This is a genomic window from Yersinia sp. 22-579 (assembly GCF_030433455.1).
GTDB lineage: Bacteria > Pseudomonadota > Gammaproteobacteria > Enterobacterales > Enterobacteriaceae > Yersinia > Yersinia enterocolitica.
The window spans coordinates 25,335-42,062 of record NZ_JAUJTZ010000017.1; the positions used below are offsets into that span (position 1 = coordinate 25,335).

Consider the following 16,728-nt stretch of genomic DNA (forward strand, 5'->3'; position numbering starts at 1 on the left):
CTATGAGCCTCTCGTTTGTCAGTGAGCAGTTACTCGCTGCTAACAAGCTGAACCATCAGGACTTGTTCTCAGTATTGGGGCAGTTGGCTGAACGCCGCCTCGATTATGCTGACCTGTATTTCCAGTCCAGCTATCACGAGGCCTGGGTGTTGGAAGACAGCATCATCAAAGATGGCTCTTACAATATTGATCAGGGTGTAGGTGTGCGCGCGGTCAGCGGTGAAAAGACCGGTTTTGCCTATGCAGACCAAATCACTCTGAATGCCCTACAGCAAAGTGCTCATGCCGCGCGCAGCATTGTGCGCGATATTGGCAACGGCAAAGTGCATACCTTGGGTGAGATTCGCCATCAAGCACTGTATCCGCTACTTGATCCGCTGCAAAGTCTGTCGCGCGAAGACAAAATCGCTTTATTGCATCGCGTAGATAAAGTCGCGCGTGCTGCGGATAAGCGGGTGCAGGAAGTGAGTGCCAGCCTGACCGGTGTGTATGAGCAAATTTTGGTCGCCGCCACTGACGGTACGCTGGCGGCAGATGTGCGTCCATTGGTGCGCCTGTCAGTCAGCGTATTAGTGGAAGAGAACGGCAAACGTGAGCGTGGTGCCAGCGGTGGTGGTGGTCGTTTCGGCTATGACTACTTCCTGGAAACGGTTGATGGTGAAGTGCGTGCCGATAACTTTGCCAATGAAGCGGTGCGGATGGCGCTGGTGAATCTGTCGGCGATCGCCGCACCTGCTGGTGCCATGCCGGTGGTGCTGGGCGCAGGTTGGCCGGGCGTGTTGTTGCACGAAGCGGTCGGTCATGGCTTGGAAGGTGATTTCAACCGTCGTGGCAGCTCAGTATTCAGCGGGCAAATGGGTAAGCTGGTGGCTTCAGAGCTGTGTACTGTGGTGGATGATGGCACCATGCAAGGCCGTCGCGGCTCATTAGCTATCGACGATGAAGGGGTACCGGGTCAATATAACGTGCTGATTGAAAACGGTATTCTGAAAGGCTATATGCAGGATAAGCTGAATGCGCGCTTGATGGGGGTTGCGCCGACCGGTAACGGCCGCCGTGAATCCTATGCCCATCTGCCGATGCCGCGTATGACGAACACTTATATGTTGGCGGGTAAATCGACACCGGAAGATATTATTGCCAGTGTGGAATATGGCCTGTATGCCCCTAACTTTGGTGGCGGTCAGGTGGATATCACCTCCGGCAAGTTTGTCTTCTCCACTTCTGAAGCCTATTTAATCGAAAAAGGCAAAATTACCCACGCGGTGAAAGGGGCCACTTTGATTGGCTCGGGCATTGAAGCTATGCAGCAGATTTCAATGGTTGGTAACGATCTGGCGCTGGATAAAGGCGTCGGTGTCTGCGGCAAGGAAGGCCAAAGCCTGCCGGTTGGCGTCGGTCAACCGACCCTGAAGTTGGATAATCTGACAGTAGGTGGCACGGCGTAAGCGTTGTCGGTATTTAGAGTGCTCAGTTTAGTCTTAAATTGGGCACCTAATATTTATCTATAACCCTGATATACCTCTGCGACGCGTTTAAAGTATTCGGTTAAATAATCAATACAGACCTGGACTTTGAGCGGCATTTTATCTTTCTCGGTATATAGCGCATATACCGGTCGTGGGTCAGAATGGTATTTTTTGAATAGCACTTCCACTTCACCGCGTTTTATTTCCTCAATAACCCACATTAATGGCGCATAGGCGATGCCTGCACCTGCTTTAAGCCAGCGGATCATGGTTTGCGAATCATTGGTGACAAAGCGGCCCTGTGGCGATATCTGAGTAGTAATACCCTCAGGTGCGATTAATTCAAAATTGCTATCTGGCCGTACACTGTATTCCAGCCAGGAGAAGTTAGTCATATCACTGGGTTTTTCCGGTGTGCCATGTTGCGCTAAATAACTTTTGGCCGCGCAGACTACCATCGGCATAGAACCAAGGCGGCGCGAGAATAGCCCTGAATCTTGTAAAGCTCCGACACGAATGACCACATCTAAACCATCAGCAATCAGATCCGGCGCAGGAATACCGGTCACCAGATTGACAGAAAGCCCTGGATATTCTTTCAGCATCTCAGCCGTCATGGTCGCCAGCACATTTTGTGCCATAGTTGAAGAGCAACCGATTCGCAGTGTACCGGTCGGGGTATTGTTAAACGCATACAACTGCTCATGTACTTCCTGCACTTCCTGCAACATGCGCCGACAGCCCTGATAATAAATCCGGCCAGCTTCCGTCAAACCAATACGCCGGGTGCTGCGGTTAAGCAGCTTCACATTTAACTCAGTTTCTAGTTTTGATACCGTTTGGCTTATCGACGACACACTCATTGCCAATTGTCGTGCCGCGCCGGTAAAGGATCCGCACTCGACGACTTTGGCAAAGACTGACATCCGTTTTAATCTTTCCATGGTTCACTCTGTGTTGATTGTTAACTCTGGCTTAAAAGTGATTTAGATCACACATTGTAGATAAGTTGATAATAAGCAGGCTAATATACTGCTGTCGGGAGAAAAGTCCGAAGTTTGAAAGCCGCGTAGCCGAAGTGTTACCTCGCCTCGTCCAGGTTGCAGTCATACTGAACAATCAAGTTTAACCTATAAATCAGTCTTATGGCTGGTGCTTTTGGCCGTGATCGCTGTGGTTGGATGTGTTGCAACTGAGTATCAGATTATTCACCCGGGCGTATTCACCGACACCCTATAATAGAAAGGATTTAAACAATGAGTTTGCTTCCGGTGATGGTTATTTTCGGTCTCTCTTTTCCACCGATATTTCTTGAACTGATTCTCTCGCTGGCACTTTTTTTCGTTCTGCGCCGTGTGTTGCAGCCCACGGGTATTTATGAGTTTGTCTGGCATCCAGCGCTGTTTAATACCGCGCTGTATGGTTGTCTTTTTTATTTAATATCTCGTCTTTTTTCCTGAGGTCGCCGTGAGTACTTTTTCATTAAAAATAATCCGCATCGGCATCACCTTGTTGGTGGTTTTACTGGCTGTTATCGCCATTTTCAAAGTCTGGGCCTTTTACACTGAATCGCCGTGGACCCGTGATGCAAAATTTACCGCCGATGTGGTGGCGATTGCCCCTGACGTCAGCGGGTTAATCACCGATGTGCCGGTGAAAGATAACCAACTGGTGCAGAAAGGCCAGATCCTGTTTGTGATTGACCAGCCGCGCTATCAACAAGCATTGGCTGAAGCCGAAGCCGATGTGGCCTATTACCAGACACTGGCCGCCGAGAAACAGCGGGAATCTGGCAGACGTCAACGTCTGGGGATTCAGGCAATGTCACAAGAAGAGATAGACCAATCCAACAACGTATTACAAACCGTGCGTCATCAATTGGCGAAAGCTGTCGCGGTGCGCGATTTAGCCAAACTTGATCTGGAGCGCACCACCGTGCGTGCTCCCGCCGAAGGATGGGTGACAAACCTGAATGTTCACGCCGGAGAGTTTATTAACCGTGGTGCAACGGCGGTGGCCTTGGTGAAAAAAGATACGTTCTATATTTTAGCCTATCTGGAAGAGACCAAGCTGGAAGGGGTTAAGCCAGGGCATCGAGCGGAAATCACCCCGCTGGGTAGCAACCGCATTCTGCATGGTACTGTTGATAGTATCTCTGCGGGGGTCACCAATAGCAGCAGCAGTGCGGATAGCAAAGGGTTGGCGACCATTGATAATAATCTGGAATGGGTGCGACTGGCGCAGCGTGTGCCGGTGAAGATCCGTTTGGATAGCGAAGATCAGCAGCATTCGTATCCGGCAGGTACTACCGCGACAGTGGTTATTACTGGCTCAACGGATCGCGACCCTAATCAGGCATCACCTATTGTGAAATTAATGCATCGTCTGCGCGAGTTTGGCTAACATGACCAGCCCGACTTTTATCCGTCTGCGCTTTGCTTTTAAGCTCAGTTTCGCCATTGTGGCGGCACTGTTTCTGGGCTTTCATCTGCAATTGGAAACACCGCGCTGGTCGGTATTGACGGCGGCAATTGTGGCCGCTGGCCCGGCTTTTGCCGCCGGTGGCGAACCGTTTTCTGGTGCAATCCGTCATCGTGGCTGGCTGCGTATCATCGGGACATTCATCGGTTGTATTGGCGGCCTGATTATAATTGTTCTGACCATCAGAGCGCCGGTCTTGACTTTGATGCTGTGCTGTTTGTGGGCTGGGGTGTGTACTTGGATCTCCTCACTGGTGCGCGTCGAAAACTCCTATGCCTTTGGTTTGGCAGGCTATACCGCGCTTATCATCATTGTGACAACCGGTGAAACCCCGCTATTAACCCCTCAGTTTGCTGTTGAGCGCTGTAGTGAGATTGTGCTGGGGATCGTCTGTGCAGTGATGGCTGATCTGCTGTTTTCGCCGCGATCAATCAAGCAGGATATCGATCGGCTGGTGGATAAGGTGTTGGTGGATCAATATCGATTGCTACAACTGTGTATTCGTCCGGCGGAAAAAACCGATATTGATCGTGCCTGGAATGATTTAGTCAAAAATACCACTGCACTCAATGGGATGCGCAGCTATCTGATGATGGAGTCTTCTCGTTGGCAGCGCTGTAATCGCCGGTTACAGGTCTTACATACCGAGTCATTAACACTCATCACCCAGGCGTGTGAAACCTATCTGGTGCTCGCCAATCACCCCGATATCTTAACCGCTGAACTGAAAGCCATGTTGAGCGAACCGGCACAAACACCGGTTGAAATTCATCAACGAATGAAAAAACTGCGTCAATTCATTGGTGCCAGCCACAGTGATGCTATTCCCGCGACCATCAGCAGTTGGGTTGGGGCGGCAACCCGCTATTTATTACTGGCAAAAGGGATTCATACCAACAGCAGCATTAGTCGGGTTGAAGAAGATATTTTAACCGGAGTGGTGCCGGTGAAACATGTCTCAGCTGAAGGTCATCACGCGATGATTAATGGCCTGCGTACCGGCATTGCAACAGCAATTGGTGGCCTGTTCTGGCTCTGGACTGGCTGGACATCCGGTGCGGGTTGTATGGTGATGATTGCGGTGGTGACGTCGCTGGCGATGCGAACCCCTAATCCTCGCATGGTGGCGATAGACTTCCTGTTGGGGGTGATAATGGCGCTACCGATTGGGGCGCTGTACTTTATGTTTATCATCCCCGCCACGCAACAGAGTATGCTGCTGCTGTGTATCAGTCTGGGGTTGTTGGCATTTATTATTGGTATCGAAGTACAAAAACGGCGCTTGGGATCACTCGGGACGCTAGCCAGTACCATCAATATTATGGTGTTGAGCAACCCGATGGAATTTAATGTCAGCCTGTTTCTCGACAGCGCATTGGGCCAAATTGTCGGCTGTTTTGTTTCCCTGATTGTATTGCTGTTGATCCGCGATAATGCCAAGGACAGAACTGGCAGGACCTTGTTAAATCGCTTTGTTTACAGTGCAGTATCCGCGCTGACCACCAATAAAGCGCGTCGCAATGAAAACCATTTGCCCGCGCTATATCAACAACTGAATCAGCTTTTGATGATGTTCCCTGGTGATATCGATAAGTATCGCCTGGCTTTATCTTTGATTATCGCCCATCAGCGGCTCAACAAAACGGAAGTTCCGGTGAATGCTGAATTGAGTGCTTTCCATAAGCAAATTCGTTACACCGCGGATAGAGTCATTAATGCGAAGAACTCCCAGAAGCGCCGTTATTACTTCGCCAGATTATTGCAGGAACTTGATCAATATCAGCAGAAGTTAGTTGATTATCAATCACCTGAATCTGTTACCCGCCCGGTAAAACGACTGGCAGATATGCTGCACAGATATCAGAGTGCGCTTATTTAGCCATACCCTTTGTACTTGAAGCTGCAGGGGTGTTAGCTACGCTTACTCACCCGAATCACTGACGTGAGTCAGCTCATCGGGATTCGTTCGCTTGCTGCCTACCTGCAACTCCAAGTTCTTTGGGTATATACTTAAAACTGTACCATCCTTCCTCGCCCTCCATTGATGGGGGGCATCATTTCCCGCAGGAGGTCGACAAGATGTCAGCACATAATCCATCAGACAACCCATTACTTAATCCATTACAACCTCAGCGACACAGCGACGGTGTTTATCATATCGGCTACTTCGTTGGCGGCACCTGGCATCAGGCGCAGGATACTTTCGAGGTCCGCAATCCCGCCACTGGTGAATTGGTGGCAAAAGTGGCGAAATCCGGTAAACATGAAACCGAGGCCGCTATTAAAGCCGCCAGTAAAGCCTTTCCTGCCTGGCGCAAAACTCCCGCTAAACAGCGAGCAGAGATTTTACAGCGCTGGTATTTGTTGATAATGGAACATCAACAGTCATTGGCCGAGATAATGGTTTCTGAGCAAGGTAAACCATTGAAAGAAGCATTAGGTGAGGTTGCTTACGCCGCCAGCTTTATTCAATGGTTTAGCGAGCAGGCTAAGCGCGCCAATGGCGAAATCATTCCGCCAGCCAAAGAAGGTGCCCGCATTCTGGCGACCCGTGAACCGGTCGGTGTGGTTGCAGCTATCACGCCGTGGAACTTCCCGCTGGCGATGCTCACCCGCAAACTCGGGCCAGCACTGGCAGCAGGTTGTACCGGCCTGATTAAACCGGCCAATAACACACCATTATCTGCCTTTGCTTTACTGGCATTGGCCGAGCAGGCGGGGGTACCAGCAGGGGTGCTCAATGGTGTTGCCGGTGATACCCATGCTATCAGCGATGCCATCATGGCCAGCCCTGAAGTGCGCAAAATCTCTTTTACCGGTTCGACCGAAGTGGGTAAAACCTTGATGCGCAACGCCGCCGCTACCATGAAGAAAATCTCCATGGAGTTAGGTGGGAATGCACCTTATATCGTATTTGATGATGCCGATTTAGATGCTGCCATCGCGGGAGCCATGGCCTGTAAATTCCGCAATGCGGGGCAAGTGTGTGTTTGCGTCAATCGCTTCTATATTCAGGATGGCGTTTACGATGAGTTTGTTACCCGCCTGGCCGCTGAGGTTAAAAAACTGAAAGTCGGCAATGGCATGGATAAAGATGTCAACATGGGGCCGCTGATTAACCTGGCAGGTCTGGAGAAAGTGGAAGACCACGTAAAAGATGCGCTTGAGAAAGGTGGGCGATTATTGGCCGGTGGCAGTCGCCACGCCTTGGGCGGTAATTTCTTCCAACCGACTGTTATTGCTGATGCCACCGAACAAATGAAAGTGGCTTCTGAAGAGACCTTTGGCCCACTGGCGGCGTGTTTCCGCTTCAAAACGGAAGAAGAAGTCATTCAGCGGGCGAATAATACTCCATTTGGATTGGCAGCTTATTTCTATACTCAGAACTTGCAACGGGTATTCCGGGTTTCAGACGCACTGGAAAGCGGTATGATTGGTGTGAACGAAAGCTCGGTGTCAACTGAGTTGGCACCTTTCGGTGGCGTTAAAGAATCTGGCCTTGGCCGTGAAGGTTCAGTGCTGGGGTTGGATGAGTTTATGGAAGTGAAAACCTTGCATCTGGGTAATTTATAATTCAGATAAAGGTATCACGTTGGTGGATAGAGTTGGCTGTGGGTTATCGCGATGAGTAGCCAAAACATAATTGGAAGCCAGAAGGTTAAGGAGAACCATGAATAAACGACTTATGGCCATTCTGGCGGCGCTATTGCTGCTAGTGGTGGTGGCGTTCCAGGGCGTTGATAATGTCACTGCCCGTGATATTGGTCAGTCGCCGGATCTTGAGCGCCCGCGGTTATCGGCTCCAGCCTCTATTGAGCAACTGACTCAGCACCAACAGGTTGTTAAATATTTGCAATCTCATCACCGTCTGCCGGATTTTTACATGACCAAACAGCAGGCGCGTGAAAAGGGCTGGAACCCAAAAGAAGGGAACTTATGTAAGGTGCTGCCGGGAAAAGCCATCGGCGGCGATCGTTTTTCTAACCGTGAACGCCAACTGCCTGAAGCTAAAGGCCGCAACTGGCGTGAAGCTGATGTAAATTATCGTTGTGGGCATCGTGGTTCTGATCGGTTGCTCTACTCCAATGACGGCCTGATTTATCTAACTCAGGATCACTACAAGCATTTCATTCGGATGGAGTGAAAAGATGGTAAAAGTGGTATTCGATTTTGACCATATACCTGATCTTCCTGCTTTTTACCGCGCATTTTCCGAAAAATTTGCGCTGAGTGAAAGTTTTGGTGCCAATCTGGATGCGCTGTGGGATGTGGTAACTGGCGAGATAGCTTTACCGGTAGAGATTGAATTTATTCATTTCAATCACCGCCGGAAACGCCGTTTTGGAGCAATAGTTTTATTATTCGAAGAAGCGGAAGAGGAGTTGGCGGGCAGCTTACGTTTCAATATTGTCTAAATGAGAAGCTTATTGAGTCGGGAGTCGGGTTAGACCCGACCCCGCCCGATGATTACTGCTTCTCTGCCAATTCACGCAGATACTGGAAGATCTGGCGATATGATTTCGGCGGCTTATTCGCTGCTTTCTCTTTCTGGGCATTACGCACCAGGCTACGCAGTTGCTGACGGTCAGCTTCTGGATACAATTCCAACACGGTTGGAATGACATCATCGCCTTCTTCAACCAAACGGTCGCGCAGTGTTTCCAATTTATGGAATAGCGAGACTTGCTGGTTATGACGGTTTTTCAGCTTATCCAGCGCGGTTTGAATCGGCTCAACATCGCGGGCGCGCAGCATTTTACCAATTAACTGAATTTGGCGGCGGCGGCCTTCTTTCTTGATTTTCTGTGCCAATTCAACGGCAGCCAGCAGATCCTCATCTAACGGGATCTTCTCTAGCGCGTTTTTACCCAGCTCAACCAGCTCGGTACCGAGATCTTTCAGCGCTTCGGCATCACGTTTAATTTCACTTTTACTGACCCAGATAATTTCATCGTCATCGTCGTTTTTATCTTCTGGGACTTCATCTAGCCAGTCTTCGGGCTGTTTGTTCATGGTCAAATTCCTTAAAAAGAGGCTAATCGTAGCAGGTTGTTGGCTTTCTGCGAAATTGTGCAAAGATCTCTGATAGACTCAGAACCATGGTGTTCTCTATTTTATCCGTGTAAGTCGTTTCATTACGACACTTTCCTGAACGATTATCTCATTAATTATGGCAGACTGATGAAAGTAGTCACTCAAGTTGCAGAACAGCGTAAAACGCTGGAACAAGCTGTTGCACAGGCTTTGGAATTGGCCCGCGCGGGTTCTGATGCGGCCGAAGTTGCCGTCAGTAAAACCACCGGAATCAGTGTTAGCACCCGCTTTGGCGAAGTGGAAAACGTGGAGTTCAACAGCGACGGTGCGCTGGGAATTACCGTTTATCACCAGCAGCGTAAAGGCAGTGCCTCCACCACCGATTTAAACCCAGATGCGGTCGCCCGTACAGTACAGGCCGCATTGGATATCGCTCGTTATACCTCACCAGACCCTTACGCTGGCCCGGCTGAAAAATCGCTGCTGGCTTTTGACGCGCCGGATTTGGATTTGTTCCATCCGAGTGATTTAGATGCAGAGCAAGGTATCTTGCTGGCTGCTCGGGCAGAACAAGCGGCATTGCAGGCTGACAAGCGAATTACCAATACGGAAGGTGGCAGTTTTAACAGCCATTACGGAATTAAAGTATTCGGCAATAGCCACGGTATGTTGCAGAGCTACTGCTCTAGCCGCCATTCACTCTCCAGCAGTGTGATTGCCGAGCATAATGGGGATATGGAACGAGATTACGCCTATACCATTGGCCGCCGAATGGAAGATTTAGCCAGCCCGGAATGGGTGGGTGAAGAGTGTGCTCGCCGTACTTTATCCCGCTTATCGCCGCGTAAGTTGCCTACCATGCAGTCGCCCGTGCTGTTTGCCGCAGAAGTGGCAACTGGCCTGTTTGGGCATTTGGTATCGGCCATCAGCGGCGGCAATATTTATCGTAAATCCACTTTCTTACTCGACCACCTCGGCAAGCAGATTTTACCTGAGTGGCTAACGATTGAAGAGCATCCACATTTACTGCGTGGTTTGGCTTCGACGCCGTTTGACAGTGAAGGTGTGCGGACGCTGCAACGTGAAATCGTCAAAAATGGGGTGCTGCAAACCTATCTGCTGACCAGCTATTCTGCCCGCAAATTGGGGCTGCAAAGCACCGGACACGCGGGTGGCATCCATAACTGGCGTGTTGCCGGTCAGGGGCAGGACTTTGCGGGAATGCTCAAGCAATTGGATAAAGGTTTGGTGGTAACTGAATTGATGGGCCAGGGTGTCAGCACCGTGACCGGTGATTACTCGCGTGGTGCGGCCGGTTTCTGGGTCGAAAACGGTGAAATTCAGTATCCGGTCAGCGAGATAACTATCGCTGGCAACCTGAAAGACATGCTACGTAACATCGTCAGCATCGGCAGTGACATCGAAACGCGCAGTAACATTCAATGTGGCTCTATTTTATTACCTGCCATGAAGATTGCGGGCGAATAATAACTTGTTGCTATGAATTTAAGGCTGGCATCTGTTGCCAGCTTTTTTTTGTCTGAATCCAACCCAGTTCCATTTCTTAACTGATTACAAAAAATTATTGTCAGTTTAGTTTTCTATTGCCTATGTTAAGTAGGAGCAATGTAACTATTAAATTAACAATAATTATAAGGAACGCAAATGGGCAAGACAATCATGGCATTAATCGCGGCGGCGTTACTCAGTGCCAGTAGCCTGGCTATGGCAGCGAGTGTGGCTGATAACATGGACACTATTGCCGAGAATTACGGCAAAGTGCTGAAAGCTGATTCTACTGATGTCATCAAGAAAGGCTTACAGGCAATGCGAGTGGCAGCACTTGATGCGCAGAAAGGGATCCCTACCAAATTGAAAAATAAAGCCGAGGATAGCCCTGAGGTGAAAGATTTTCGCCACGGTTTGGATTTATTGATTGGGCAGATTGATGGCGCACTGGCATTGGCCGATCAAGGCAAGCTAGATGAAGCTAAAAAAGCGGCACAAGACTTTAAACCGACGCGCGATACTTATCACAAAAAGTACCGCTGATCGGGGAAAGAGGGTAATGGTTTTAGGTCGTTACCCTCATAACATCAATTAGCGGTGATATTCACCGGCAGCTTCTGGCTGGTATAGCAATTCCAGCACCGTAATGCGGGCTTCATCCCCACCCGGCAATTTCCAACTTATTTCGTCATTAACATGCAATCCCAACAATGCTGCACCTAAAGGCGCCATGACGGAGAGTTGCTCGTTGCTGTCTTTCAGCGACGCTGGGTAAACCAGGGTGCGAATATGTTCTTCCTGGCTATTCAGATCGCGAAAACGCACGCGACTGTTCATAGTCACTACATTAGCCGGGATAGCATTCGGCGGCAGAATTTCTGCACGATCCAGTTCTTCATTGAGCGCTGTTGCGACCACTGAACCGGCAAAGGCCGGTTGCGCCAGTAACGCATCCAAACGTTCAGCATCCAGCTCGTTAATCGTGATGGTTGGCTTGGTCATACCACTCTCCAATTTCAATTTCAGCAAAACATAAAAACAACACCCCCACGCCATAGGAGAGGGGGTGTTAGAAAATAGCTTAATATTAGTCTGATATTAGGCCCTTCCAGCTAGAAAAGAAAGAGATCCGGATCACGAACTTTTTTCCGTTACCCGATTTCGCGGTGCATTTATATAAAAGTTATTTTGTTGTTAATGACTAAGTTAGCTATCTAACATCGCTATTTGCGAAAGTGATCCCTTCACTCCATTACATTTCCACTTTGAACTGGAAAAAATGCCGCTACACAGCTATTCCGCTTGCAGGTAGGGTGATGTTATCGCGCAGAGGCAAGGTCGAATAAATAACTGAACTTATCTTTGCAGTCATAGAGTTGTAGCCGCAAGGAATAGAGGATTGCTAGCGTGAATGATGTAGCCGCATTGAATGCAGCCGAAGACCCTGGAATGAAAGAGGCCATTATCATTACTGAGCGGGTATTAGCTGAAATTACCGCGATGTTAAATGCCGAAAATATTTTTACCAATGCAGTTCAACAGCAGATGTTGACATCACACATTCGGGCTATGGTGTTGCGCTCAATAACAGGCGAGCCGTTACCTGAAGTGGATAAATCATTATTTGATGAAATTTCAGCACATTCGATGCAAATGGCACAACAGGTGGTTGATAAGTTTCCTAATTTACCCATTGAAGAAGCCTATTTGTTGTCGGTGCATTTTGAAGTAGCGAAAGATAATAACCCATAAAAACCTGATCTGGAGAAAAGACTATGAGTCAAATTACCGTTGTGATTGGCGACCGTTTAGGAAAAGGCCAGAAAGTCGGGCAAGGCGTTGAATTGGCTGGTGGCCGCGTGGTGGTTATTCCCGGTGTGGCCGCAGATATGAAACTGGGTGATGTGATGAATAGCGAAAAAGCAGATTTCGGTATTTCATTCTGTGGTAGTGGTGGTGCTGGTGCAATTACCGCGCAAAATAAATATGGCTACAAAGCAAAATACGGCATGCGTTCAGTGGAAGAGGGTGTGACGGCAATAAATGAAGGCTGCAAGGTATTAGGCTTCGGCTTTATGGATAAAGAAGAGTTAGGACAAAAGCTAGTGGAAGCCTATATCAAGAAATATGGTCAGCCGTAATGAAAGAGCAATATACCACTCAGGTGAAAGTAAAAGGCAAAGGCGATACTAAAGGTAAAGCCTTCGCCAATGCACTTGGTAATGTCCAGAATACGGTGTTGAAGTCGACACAAAATATTTTGCTGCGGATTGAACCACAAGACGTAAAAGTATTAAAAGCTGAATTATCAGTCAAAAATGAAAAGTTTTTATTCTTTTTCCTGCCGCGGGAAAGAAAAACCTACAGCGTCGAATTAGATATTACCGTGAGCGTGACAATCATTAATACAGATAAGGTCGTCTTCATATCTAAATGAAAAGGATATACTGATGTTTCTAATCATTCTTTTTAAGTCGATTATTATCGGCGGACTGGTCGGCGTGGGGGTTGGTGTTGGGGCCGCCCGTATGTTCCATGCACCGACCATCCAGGGAATGGGGGCGTTTCGTACTTTGGGCGAGTTAAACTCGTGTGAGGGTGATCCAGCTTCGCATTTCTCCTTTGGATTAGGGTTCTTCTTCAACGCCTGGGCCTCTTCAGTGGCAGCAGGTGCTTTTACTCAAGACGTTGATCACCGCATTATTCCTAACTGGGGTGCCGCAGCATTGATGATTAAAAATCGCAATGTGGCGGAAACCATGCATAACCCGAAAAAGATGGCGATTGCCTGCGGAATTATCGGGGTTATTGTGGTCAGTTTCTTAAATACCACAGCATCAGCCGTTCCTGCAGCATTGCAAGTCACGGCAATTAAAGTGCTGGTACCGGCGGCAAATATTCTGGTTAACACTGTGATGCCAGTTATTTTCTGGTTAGCTGCAATTGATGCAGGGCGTCGCTCTGGTTTCTGGGCCACTATTTTCGGCGGCTTGGCACAATTAATTATGGGTAACGCAGTACCCGGCCTGGTTTTGGGTATTTTAATTGGGAAAGGTGTTGAAGAAAGTGGTTGGAATAAAGTCACTAAAATCATGATGACAGTGATTGTTCTGTTATTCGTGCTCAGTGGTTTCTTCCGCGGGTTCGATCTGAAATTCCTGGAATCATTTAGTCTGGGTGCACCAGTATGGCTCGATACTATTCATAACGCATTAAGCGGAAAATAACACAGCGAGAGGAGCTTGATGATGGATGAACAAACCAAGAATAATTTCTGGTATGCCGACTGGTCATTTCCGATCTTTGTGGGATTATTATCCTCCGGCGTATTTGCGGGTACCCATATGTATTATTTATATGGGATCGGCGCATTTAACGAAGTCGCTTTTGTTTCAATGCTACGCGCAGGTATGGACACCGGTGTTTATGGTGCAGTTGCAGCATTTGGTGCCAGCTTCTTATTTGCCCGAATTATCGAAGGTTCACTGGTCGGTATTTTAGATATCGGCGGTGCCATTCAAACAGGTGTGGGTTTGGGTGTGCCAGCATTATTGCTGGGGGCCGGATTTGTATTCCCGGTTGCTAATTTTGCTGCCTCTTTGGCTACTGGCCTGATTATTGGTCTAGCTATCGGTTATCTGATTATTTTGGCGCGTAAATTCACTATTAACCAAAGTAATTCAACCTACGGTGCTGATGTTATGATGGGGGCAGGTAATTCATCTGGCCGTTTCTTAGGGCCATTGATTATTTTGTCTGCTATTACTGCGTCAATTCCAATTGGGATTGGTTCTTTGGCCGGCGCATTACTATTTTATCTCTGGAACAAACCTATTACCGGTGGCGCAATTTTGGGGGCCATGATTCTAGGTTCTATTTTCCCAGTCGCCATTTCCTAATCCACGGAGTAAATATTCAAATAACAGGATATTTACTCCGCAGCGACGTCAAGTAAGAAGGGGAACATAATGTATGATTTTATTATTACCGGAGCACTATTAGTTGACGGTCGCCAGGTTGATATCGCAATTAATAATGGGAAAATAGTCGCGGTCAGTGCGGCTATTACTGAAGATAAAGAAAATCAGACAAAATCTCAGATTTATTCCGCTAAAAAAGTGTTGGATTTGGCGGGGAAATATTACCTCAGTGCAGGTTGGATTGATTCCCATGTCCACTGTTACCCCGCATCGCCTATTTATCATGATGAGGCTGATTTAGTCGGGGTTGCCAGTGGCGTCACCACTGTGGTGGATGCGGGTAGCACCGGTGCCAATGATGTGGACGATTTTTACCGCTTAACTCGTGCGGCTAAAACCCATGTTTACGCTTTTCTGAATATTGCGAAAACCGGCATTGTGACACAAAACGAATTAGCCGATATGGCGCAGATTGATAAGCAAAGTGTGACTGAGGCGATAGCGCGCAATCCCGGTTTTATTCTTGGCATTAAAGCGCGTATGAGCAGCAGTGTGGTCGGTAAAAATGGCATCAAACCCTTGGTGTGCGCTAAAGAAATTCAGCAAGAAAACAATCAGTTGCCGCTTATGGTGCATATCGGTAATAACCCACCGGATCTGGATGAAATCGCCGACTTATTAACTCAGGGCGATATTATTACTCATTGCTATAACGGCAAACCGAACCGAATTTTGACGCCTGCTGGCGCACTACGTGAGTCTATCCAGCGGGCACTGAAACGCGGGGTATTGTTAGATGTGGGTCACGGCAGCGCCAGTTTTAGCTTTGATGTGGCTGAGCTTGCTATCAAGCAAGGTATTTATCCGCACACTATCAGTTCCGACATTTATTGCCGCAACCGCCTGAACGGGCCCGTCCATAGCCTGGCGACCGTAATGTCCAAATTTTTCACCCTTGGTCTGAGCCTTGAGCAAGTCATTCGCTGTGTGACAGAAAATGCCGCGCATGCCCTGCGCCTGACCGATAAAGGGGTAGTGGATACAGGCTATGATGCTGATTTCACTATCTTTGAGCTGAAACAGCAACCTCAAGTGTTCAATGATTCTGAAGGGAAATCGGTAACCGGTGAGAAGTATCTGGTGCCACTGGCCGCGGTCGTCGCCGGTGACTTAGTATTAACTGATGAAGGGAAGTCAAAAGATGTCTTCAGTCTATGAAAAATACCAGTTAAAGCATGTCATTAATGCTTCTGGCCGCATGACGATGCTGGGTGTTTCGACGCCACGACAGGATGTGGTCGAAGCCGTCGAGTTGGGCCTGAATCATTACTTTGTCATGAAAGATTTAGTGAATCAGACCGGCGCTTATATTGCGAAGTTACTGAATGTAGAAAGTGCCGTGGTGGTGTCTTGTGCTTCGGCTGGGATTGCCCAGTCGGTCGCGGCCGTGATTGTCAAAGACAACGCCAATTTGCTGGTGAATCTGCACGCCGCGCCGCGCACGGTGCCCCATGAAATTGTTTTACCCAAGGGCCACAATGTTAACTTTGGTGCGCCAGTCGATACTATGGTGACATTGGGCGGCGGCAAAGTGGTGGAGGCGGGCTATGCCAATGAGTGCTTACCAGAACAGCTGGAAGCGGCGATCACGCCGAATACTGCGGCAATCTTGTATATAAAATCCCATCATTGTGTGCAAAAAAGCATTCTGTCGGTTGAACAGGCGGTGGTAATTGCACGCAAGCATCAACTGCCATTAATTGTTGATGCGGCGGCGGAAGAAGATTTGCAGTGCTACTACCAAATGGGCGCTGATCTGGTGATTTACAGCGGAGCCAAAGCGATTGAAGGCCCAACCAGTGGTTTGGTCTTGGGCAAAAAAACCTATGTGGATTGGGTGAAGTTGCAATCAAACGGCATCGGCCGGGCAATGAAAGTGGGTAAAGAGGGCATCCTTGGTTTGACCCGCGCTATCGAAAGTTACATCACGCTGGAGAAAGAAACTGGCCAGCAGATGATAGAGAAAATGACGCCGTTTATCAGCCAGTTGAATACCATTGATGGGGTTTCAGCCAAAGTGGTTTGGGATGCGGCGGGGCGCGATATTGCCCGCACGGAAATCAGTTTTGATGAAATTAAAATTGGCCGTTCGACACCCGATTTGGTTGATGCGCTAAAAAATGGCGACATCGCTATTTACTTCCGCGCTTACAAAGCCAACGAAGGCAAGATTGAGGTAGATGTGCGCAGTGTCACGCCAGCGCAACTTGAGACTATTTACACCTGTATTAACCGCCTGGTTAAAGGAGCCTAAC

General features: G+C 48.5%; 19 protein-coding genes. 16 read left to right on the forward strand and 3 right to left on the reverse strand.

What is annotated here, in order from left to right; all coding sequences use genetic code 11:
* Window positions 1–2: 2 nt before the first annotated feature.
* The gene (gene tldD / locus QSV56_RS18290; protein WP_046050126.1) at window positions 3–1,448 is read left to right on the forward strand and encodes a metalloprotease TldD; all 1,446 of its coding nucleotides are present in this window, start codon (window positions 3–5) and stop codon (window positions 1,446–1,448) included.
* Between the two features lie 53 nt (window positions 1,449–1,501).
* On the opposite strand, the gene aaeR is transcribed toward tldD, so the two are convergent.
* On the reverse strand, window positions 1,502–2,413 hold the full coding sequence (gene aaeR / locus QSV56_RS18295; protein WP_019080077.1) for an HTH-type transcriptional activator AaeR: 912 nt from the start codon (window positions 2,411–2,413) through the stop codon (window positions 1,502–1,504).
* Between the two features lie 312 nt (window positions 2,414–2,725).
* Here aaeR and aaeX point away from each other — a divergent pair, with 312 nt between their 5' ends.
* The 6 genes from aaeX (at window position 2,726) to QSV56_RS18325 (ending at window position 8,365) form a co-directional block, all read left to right on the forward strand.
* Entirely contained in the window at window positions 2,726–2,929 is a 204-nt protein-coding gene (gene aaeX / locus QSV56_RS18300) for a p-hydroxybenzoic acid efflux pump operon protein AaeX (protein ID WP_005174323.1), read from the forward strand.
* Between the two features lie 7 nt (window positions 2,930–2,936).
* Window positions 2,937–3,872, forward strand: coding sequence for a p-hydroxybenzoic acid efflux pump subunit AaeA (gene aaeA / locus QSV56_RS18305; protein WP_005174322.1), 936 nt, complete (start codon window positions 2,937–2,939; stop codon window positions 3,870–3,872).
* A 1-nt stretch (window position 3,873) separates the two neighbouring features.
* A complete protein-coding gene (gene aaeB, locus QSV56_RS18310; RefSeq protein WP_050158789.1) occupies window positions 3,874–5,829 on the forward strand; it encodes a p-hydroxybenzoic acid efflux pump subunit AaeB in 1,956 nt (651 codons plus the stop codon).
* 200 nt (window positions 5,830–6,029) lie between these two features.
* Window positions 6,030–7,523: an NAD-dependent succinate-semialdehyde dehydrogenase gene (locus tag QSV56_RS18315; protein ID WP_019080075.1), complete on the forward strand. Its 1,494-nt coding sequence runs from the start codon at window positions 6,030–6,032 to the stop codon at window positions 7,521–7,523.
* 97 nt (window positions 7,524–7,620) lie between these two features.
* Window positions 7,621–8,094 carry a ribonuclease gene (locus QSV56_RS18320; protein ID WP_046050128.1) on the forward strand — a complete coding sequence of 158 codons (474 nt, stop codon included), beginning with the start codon at window positions 7,621–7,623 and terminating at the stop codon, window positions 8,092–8,094.
* Window positions 8,095–8,098: 4 nt separating this feature from the next.
* On the forward strand, window positions 8,099–8,365 hold the full coding sequence (locus tag QSV56_RS18325; RefSeq protein ID WP_019082215.1) for a barstar family protein: 267 nt from the start codon (window positions 8,099–8,101) through the stop codon (window positions 8,363–8,365).
* Window positions 8,366–8,417: 52 nt separating this feature from the next.
* Here the strand turns inward: QSV56_RS18325 and yjgA are convergent, their stop codons facing one another.
* Window positions 8,418–8,963: a ribosome biogenesis factor YjgA gene (gene yjgA / locus QSV56_RS18330; RefSeq protein ID WP_005174310.1), complete on the reverse strand. Its 546-nt coding sequence runs from the start codon at window positions 8,961–8,963 to the stop codon at window positions 8,418–8,420.
* Between the two features lie 168 nt (window positions 8,964–9,131).
* Between yjgA and pmbA the strand changes: the two genes are divergently transcribed.
* Together pmbA and cybC are read left to right on the forward strand one after the other, a co-directional pair.
* Entirely contained in the window at window positions 9,132–10,472 is a 1,341-nt protein-coding gene (gene pmbA / locus QSV56_RS18335; RefSeq protein ID WP_019082216.1) for a metalloprotease PmbA, read from the forward strand.
* 177 nt (window positions 10,473–10,649) lie between these two features.
* The gene (gene cybC / locus QSV56_RS18340) at window positions 10,650–11,036 is read left to right on the forward strand and encodes a cytochrome b562 (RefSeq protein WP_019080071.1); all 387 of its coding nucleotides are present in this window, start codon (window positions 10,650–10,652) and stop codon (window positions 11,034–11,036) included.
* A gap of 48 nt (window positions 11,037–11,084) precedes the next feature.
* Here the strand turns inward: cybC and rnk are convergent, their stop codons facing one another.
* Entirely contained in the window at window positions 11,085–11,495 is a 411-nt protein-coding gene (gene rnk / locus QSV56_RS18345; RefSeq protein ID WP_050321877.1) for a nucleoside diphosphate kinase regulator, read from the reverse strand.
* 405 nt (window positions 11,496–11,900) lie between these two features.
* Here rnk and QSV56_RS18350 point away from each other — a divergent pair, with 405 nt between their 5' ends.
* The 7 genes from QSV56_RS18350 to QSV56_RS18380 all read left to right on the forward strand — a co-directional run bounded on the left by QSV56_RS18350 (window position 11,901) and on the right by QSV56_RS18380 (window position 16,727).
* Complete coding sequence (locus QSV56_RS18350) at window positions 11,901–12,245, forward strand: glycine dehydrogenase (RefSeq protein WP_005174305.1); 345 nt, start codon at window positions 11,901–11,903, stop codon at window positions 12,243–12,245.
* Window positions 12,246–12,268: 23 nt separating this feature from the next.
* Window positions 12,269–12,634, forward strand: coding sequence for a glycine-rich SFCGS family protein (locus QSV56_RS18355; protein WP_004392359.1), 366 nt, complete (start codon window positions 12,269–12,271; stop codon window positions 12,632–12,634).
* Complete coding sequence (locus QSV56_RS18360) at window positions 12,634–12,930, forward strand: DUF4312 family protein (protein WP_019082217.1); 297 nt, start codon at window positions 12,634–12,636, stop codon at window positions 12,928–12,930. The genes QSV56_RS18355 and QSV56_RS18360 overlap by 1 nt, the downstream gene beginning before the upstream one ends.
* A gap of 13 nt (window positions 12,931–12,943) precedes the next feature.
* Window positions 12,944–13,720, forward strand: coding sequence for a DUF4311 domain-containing protein (locus QSV56_RS18365; RefSeq protein WP_019080069.1), 777 nt, complete (start codon window positions 12,944–12,946; stop codon window positions 13,718–13,720).
* Between the two features lie 21 nt (window positions 13,721–13,741).
* Complete coding sequence (locus QSV56_RS18370) at window positions 13,742–14,392, forward strand: DUF4310 family protein (protein WP_005174295.1); 651 nt, start codon at window positions 13,742–13,744, stop codon at window positions 14,390–14,392.
* Between the two features lie 69 nt (window positions 14,393–14,461).
* Window positions 14,462–15,631, forward strand: a complete 1,170-nt coding sequence (locus tag QSV56_RS18375) for an amidohydrolase/deacetylase family metallohydrolase (RefSeq protein WP_050321876.1) — start codon at window positions 14,462–14,464, stop codon at window positions 15,629–15,631.
* The gene (locus QSV56_RS18380) at window positions 15,615–16,727 is read left to right on the forward strand and encodes a DgaE family pyridoxal phosphate-dependent ammonia lyase (RefSeq protein ID WP_019080067.1); all 1,113 of its coding nucleotides are present in this window, start codon (window positions 15,615–15,617) and stop codon (window positions 16,725–16,727) included. Before QSV56_RS18375 ends, QSV56_RS18380 begins: the two co-directional genes overlap by 17 nt.
* Window position 16,728 lies beyond the last annotated feature (1 nt).

Coding starts and splice junctions, on each gene's coding strand:
- tldD (WP_046050126.1), top strand. CDS start 3: ATGAGCCTCTCGTTTGTCAGTGAGCAGTTACTCGCTGCTAACAAGCTG.
- aaeR (WP_019080077.1), bottom strand. CDS start 2,413: ATGGAAAGATTAAAACGGATGTCAGTCTTTGCCAAAGTCGTCGAGTGC.
- aaeX (WP_005174323.1), top strand. CDS start 2,726: ATGAGTTTGCTTCCGGTGATGGTTATTTTCGGTCTCTCTTTTCCACCG.
- aaeB (WP_050158789.1), top strand. CDS start 3,874: ATGACCAGCCCGACTTTTATCCGTCTGCGCTTTGCTTTTAAGCTCAGT.
- QSV56_RS18315 (WP_019080075.1), top strand. CDS start 6,030: ATGTCAGCACATAATCCATCAGACAACCCATTACTTAATCCATTACAA.
- QSV56_RS18320 (WP_046050128.1), top strand. CDS start 7,621: ATGAATAAACGACTTATGGCCATTCTGGCGGCGCTATTGCTGCTAGTG.
- QSV56_RS18325 (WP_019082215.1), top strand. CDS start 8,099: ATGGTAAAAGTGGTATTCGATTTTGACCATATACCTGATCTTCCTGCT.
- yjgA (WP_005174310.1), bottom strand. CDS start 8,963: ATGAACAAACAGCCCGAAGACTGGCTAGATGAAGTCCCAGAAGATAAA.
- pmbA (WP_019082216.1), top strand. CDS start 9,132: ATGAAAGTAGTCACTCAAGTTGCAGAACAGCGTAAAACGCTGGAACAA.
- cybC (WP_019080071.1), top strand. CDS start 10,650: ATGGGCAAGACAATCATGGCATTAATCGCGGCGGCGTTACTCAGTGCC.
- rnk (WP_050321877.1), bottom strand. CDS start 11,495: ATGACCAAGCCAACCATCACGATTAACGAGCTGGATGCTGAACGTTTG.
- QSV56_RS18355 (WP_004392359.1), top strand. CDS start 12,269: ATGAGTCAAATTACCGTTGTGATTGGCGACCGTTTAGGAAAAGGCCAG.
- QSV56_RS18360 (WP_019082217.1), top strand. CDS start 12,634: ATGAAAGAGCAATATACCACTCAGGTGAAAGTAAAAGGCAAAGGCGAT.
- QSV56_RS18365 (WP_019080069.1), top strand. CDS start 12,944: ATGTTTCTAATCATTCTTTTTAAGTCGATTATTATCGGCGGACTGGTC.
- QSV56_RS18370 (WP_005174295.1), top strand. CDS start 13,742: ATGGATGAACAAACCAAGAATAATTTCTGGTATGCCGACTGGTCATTT.
- QSV56_RS18375 (WP_050321876.1), top strand. CDS start 14,462: ATGTATGATTTTATTATTACCGGAGCACTATTAGTTGACGGTCGCCAG.
- QSV56_RS18380 (WP_019080067.1), top strand. CDS start 15,615: ATGTCTTCAGTCTATGAAAAATACCAGTTAAAGCATGTCATTAATGCT.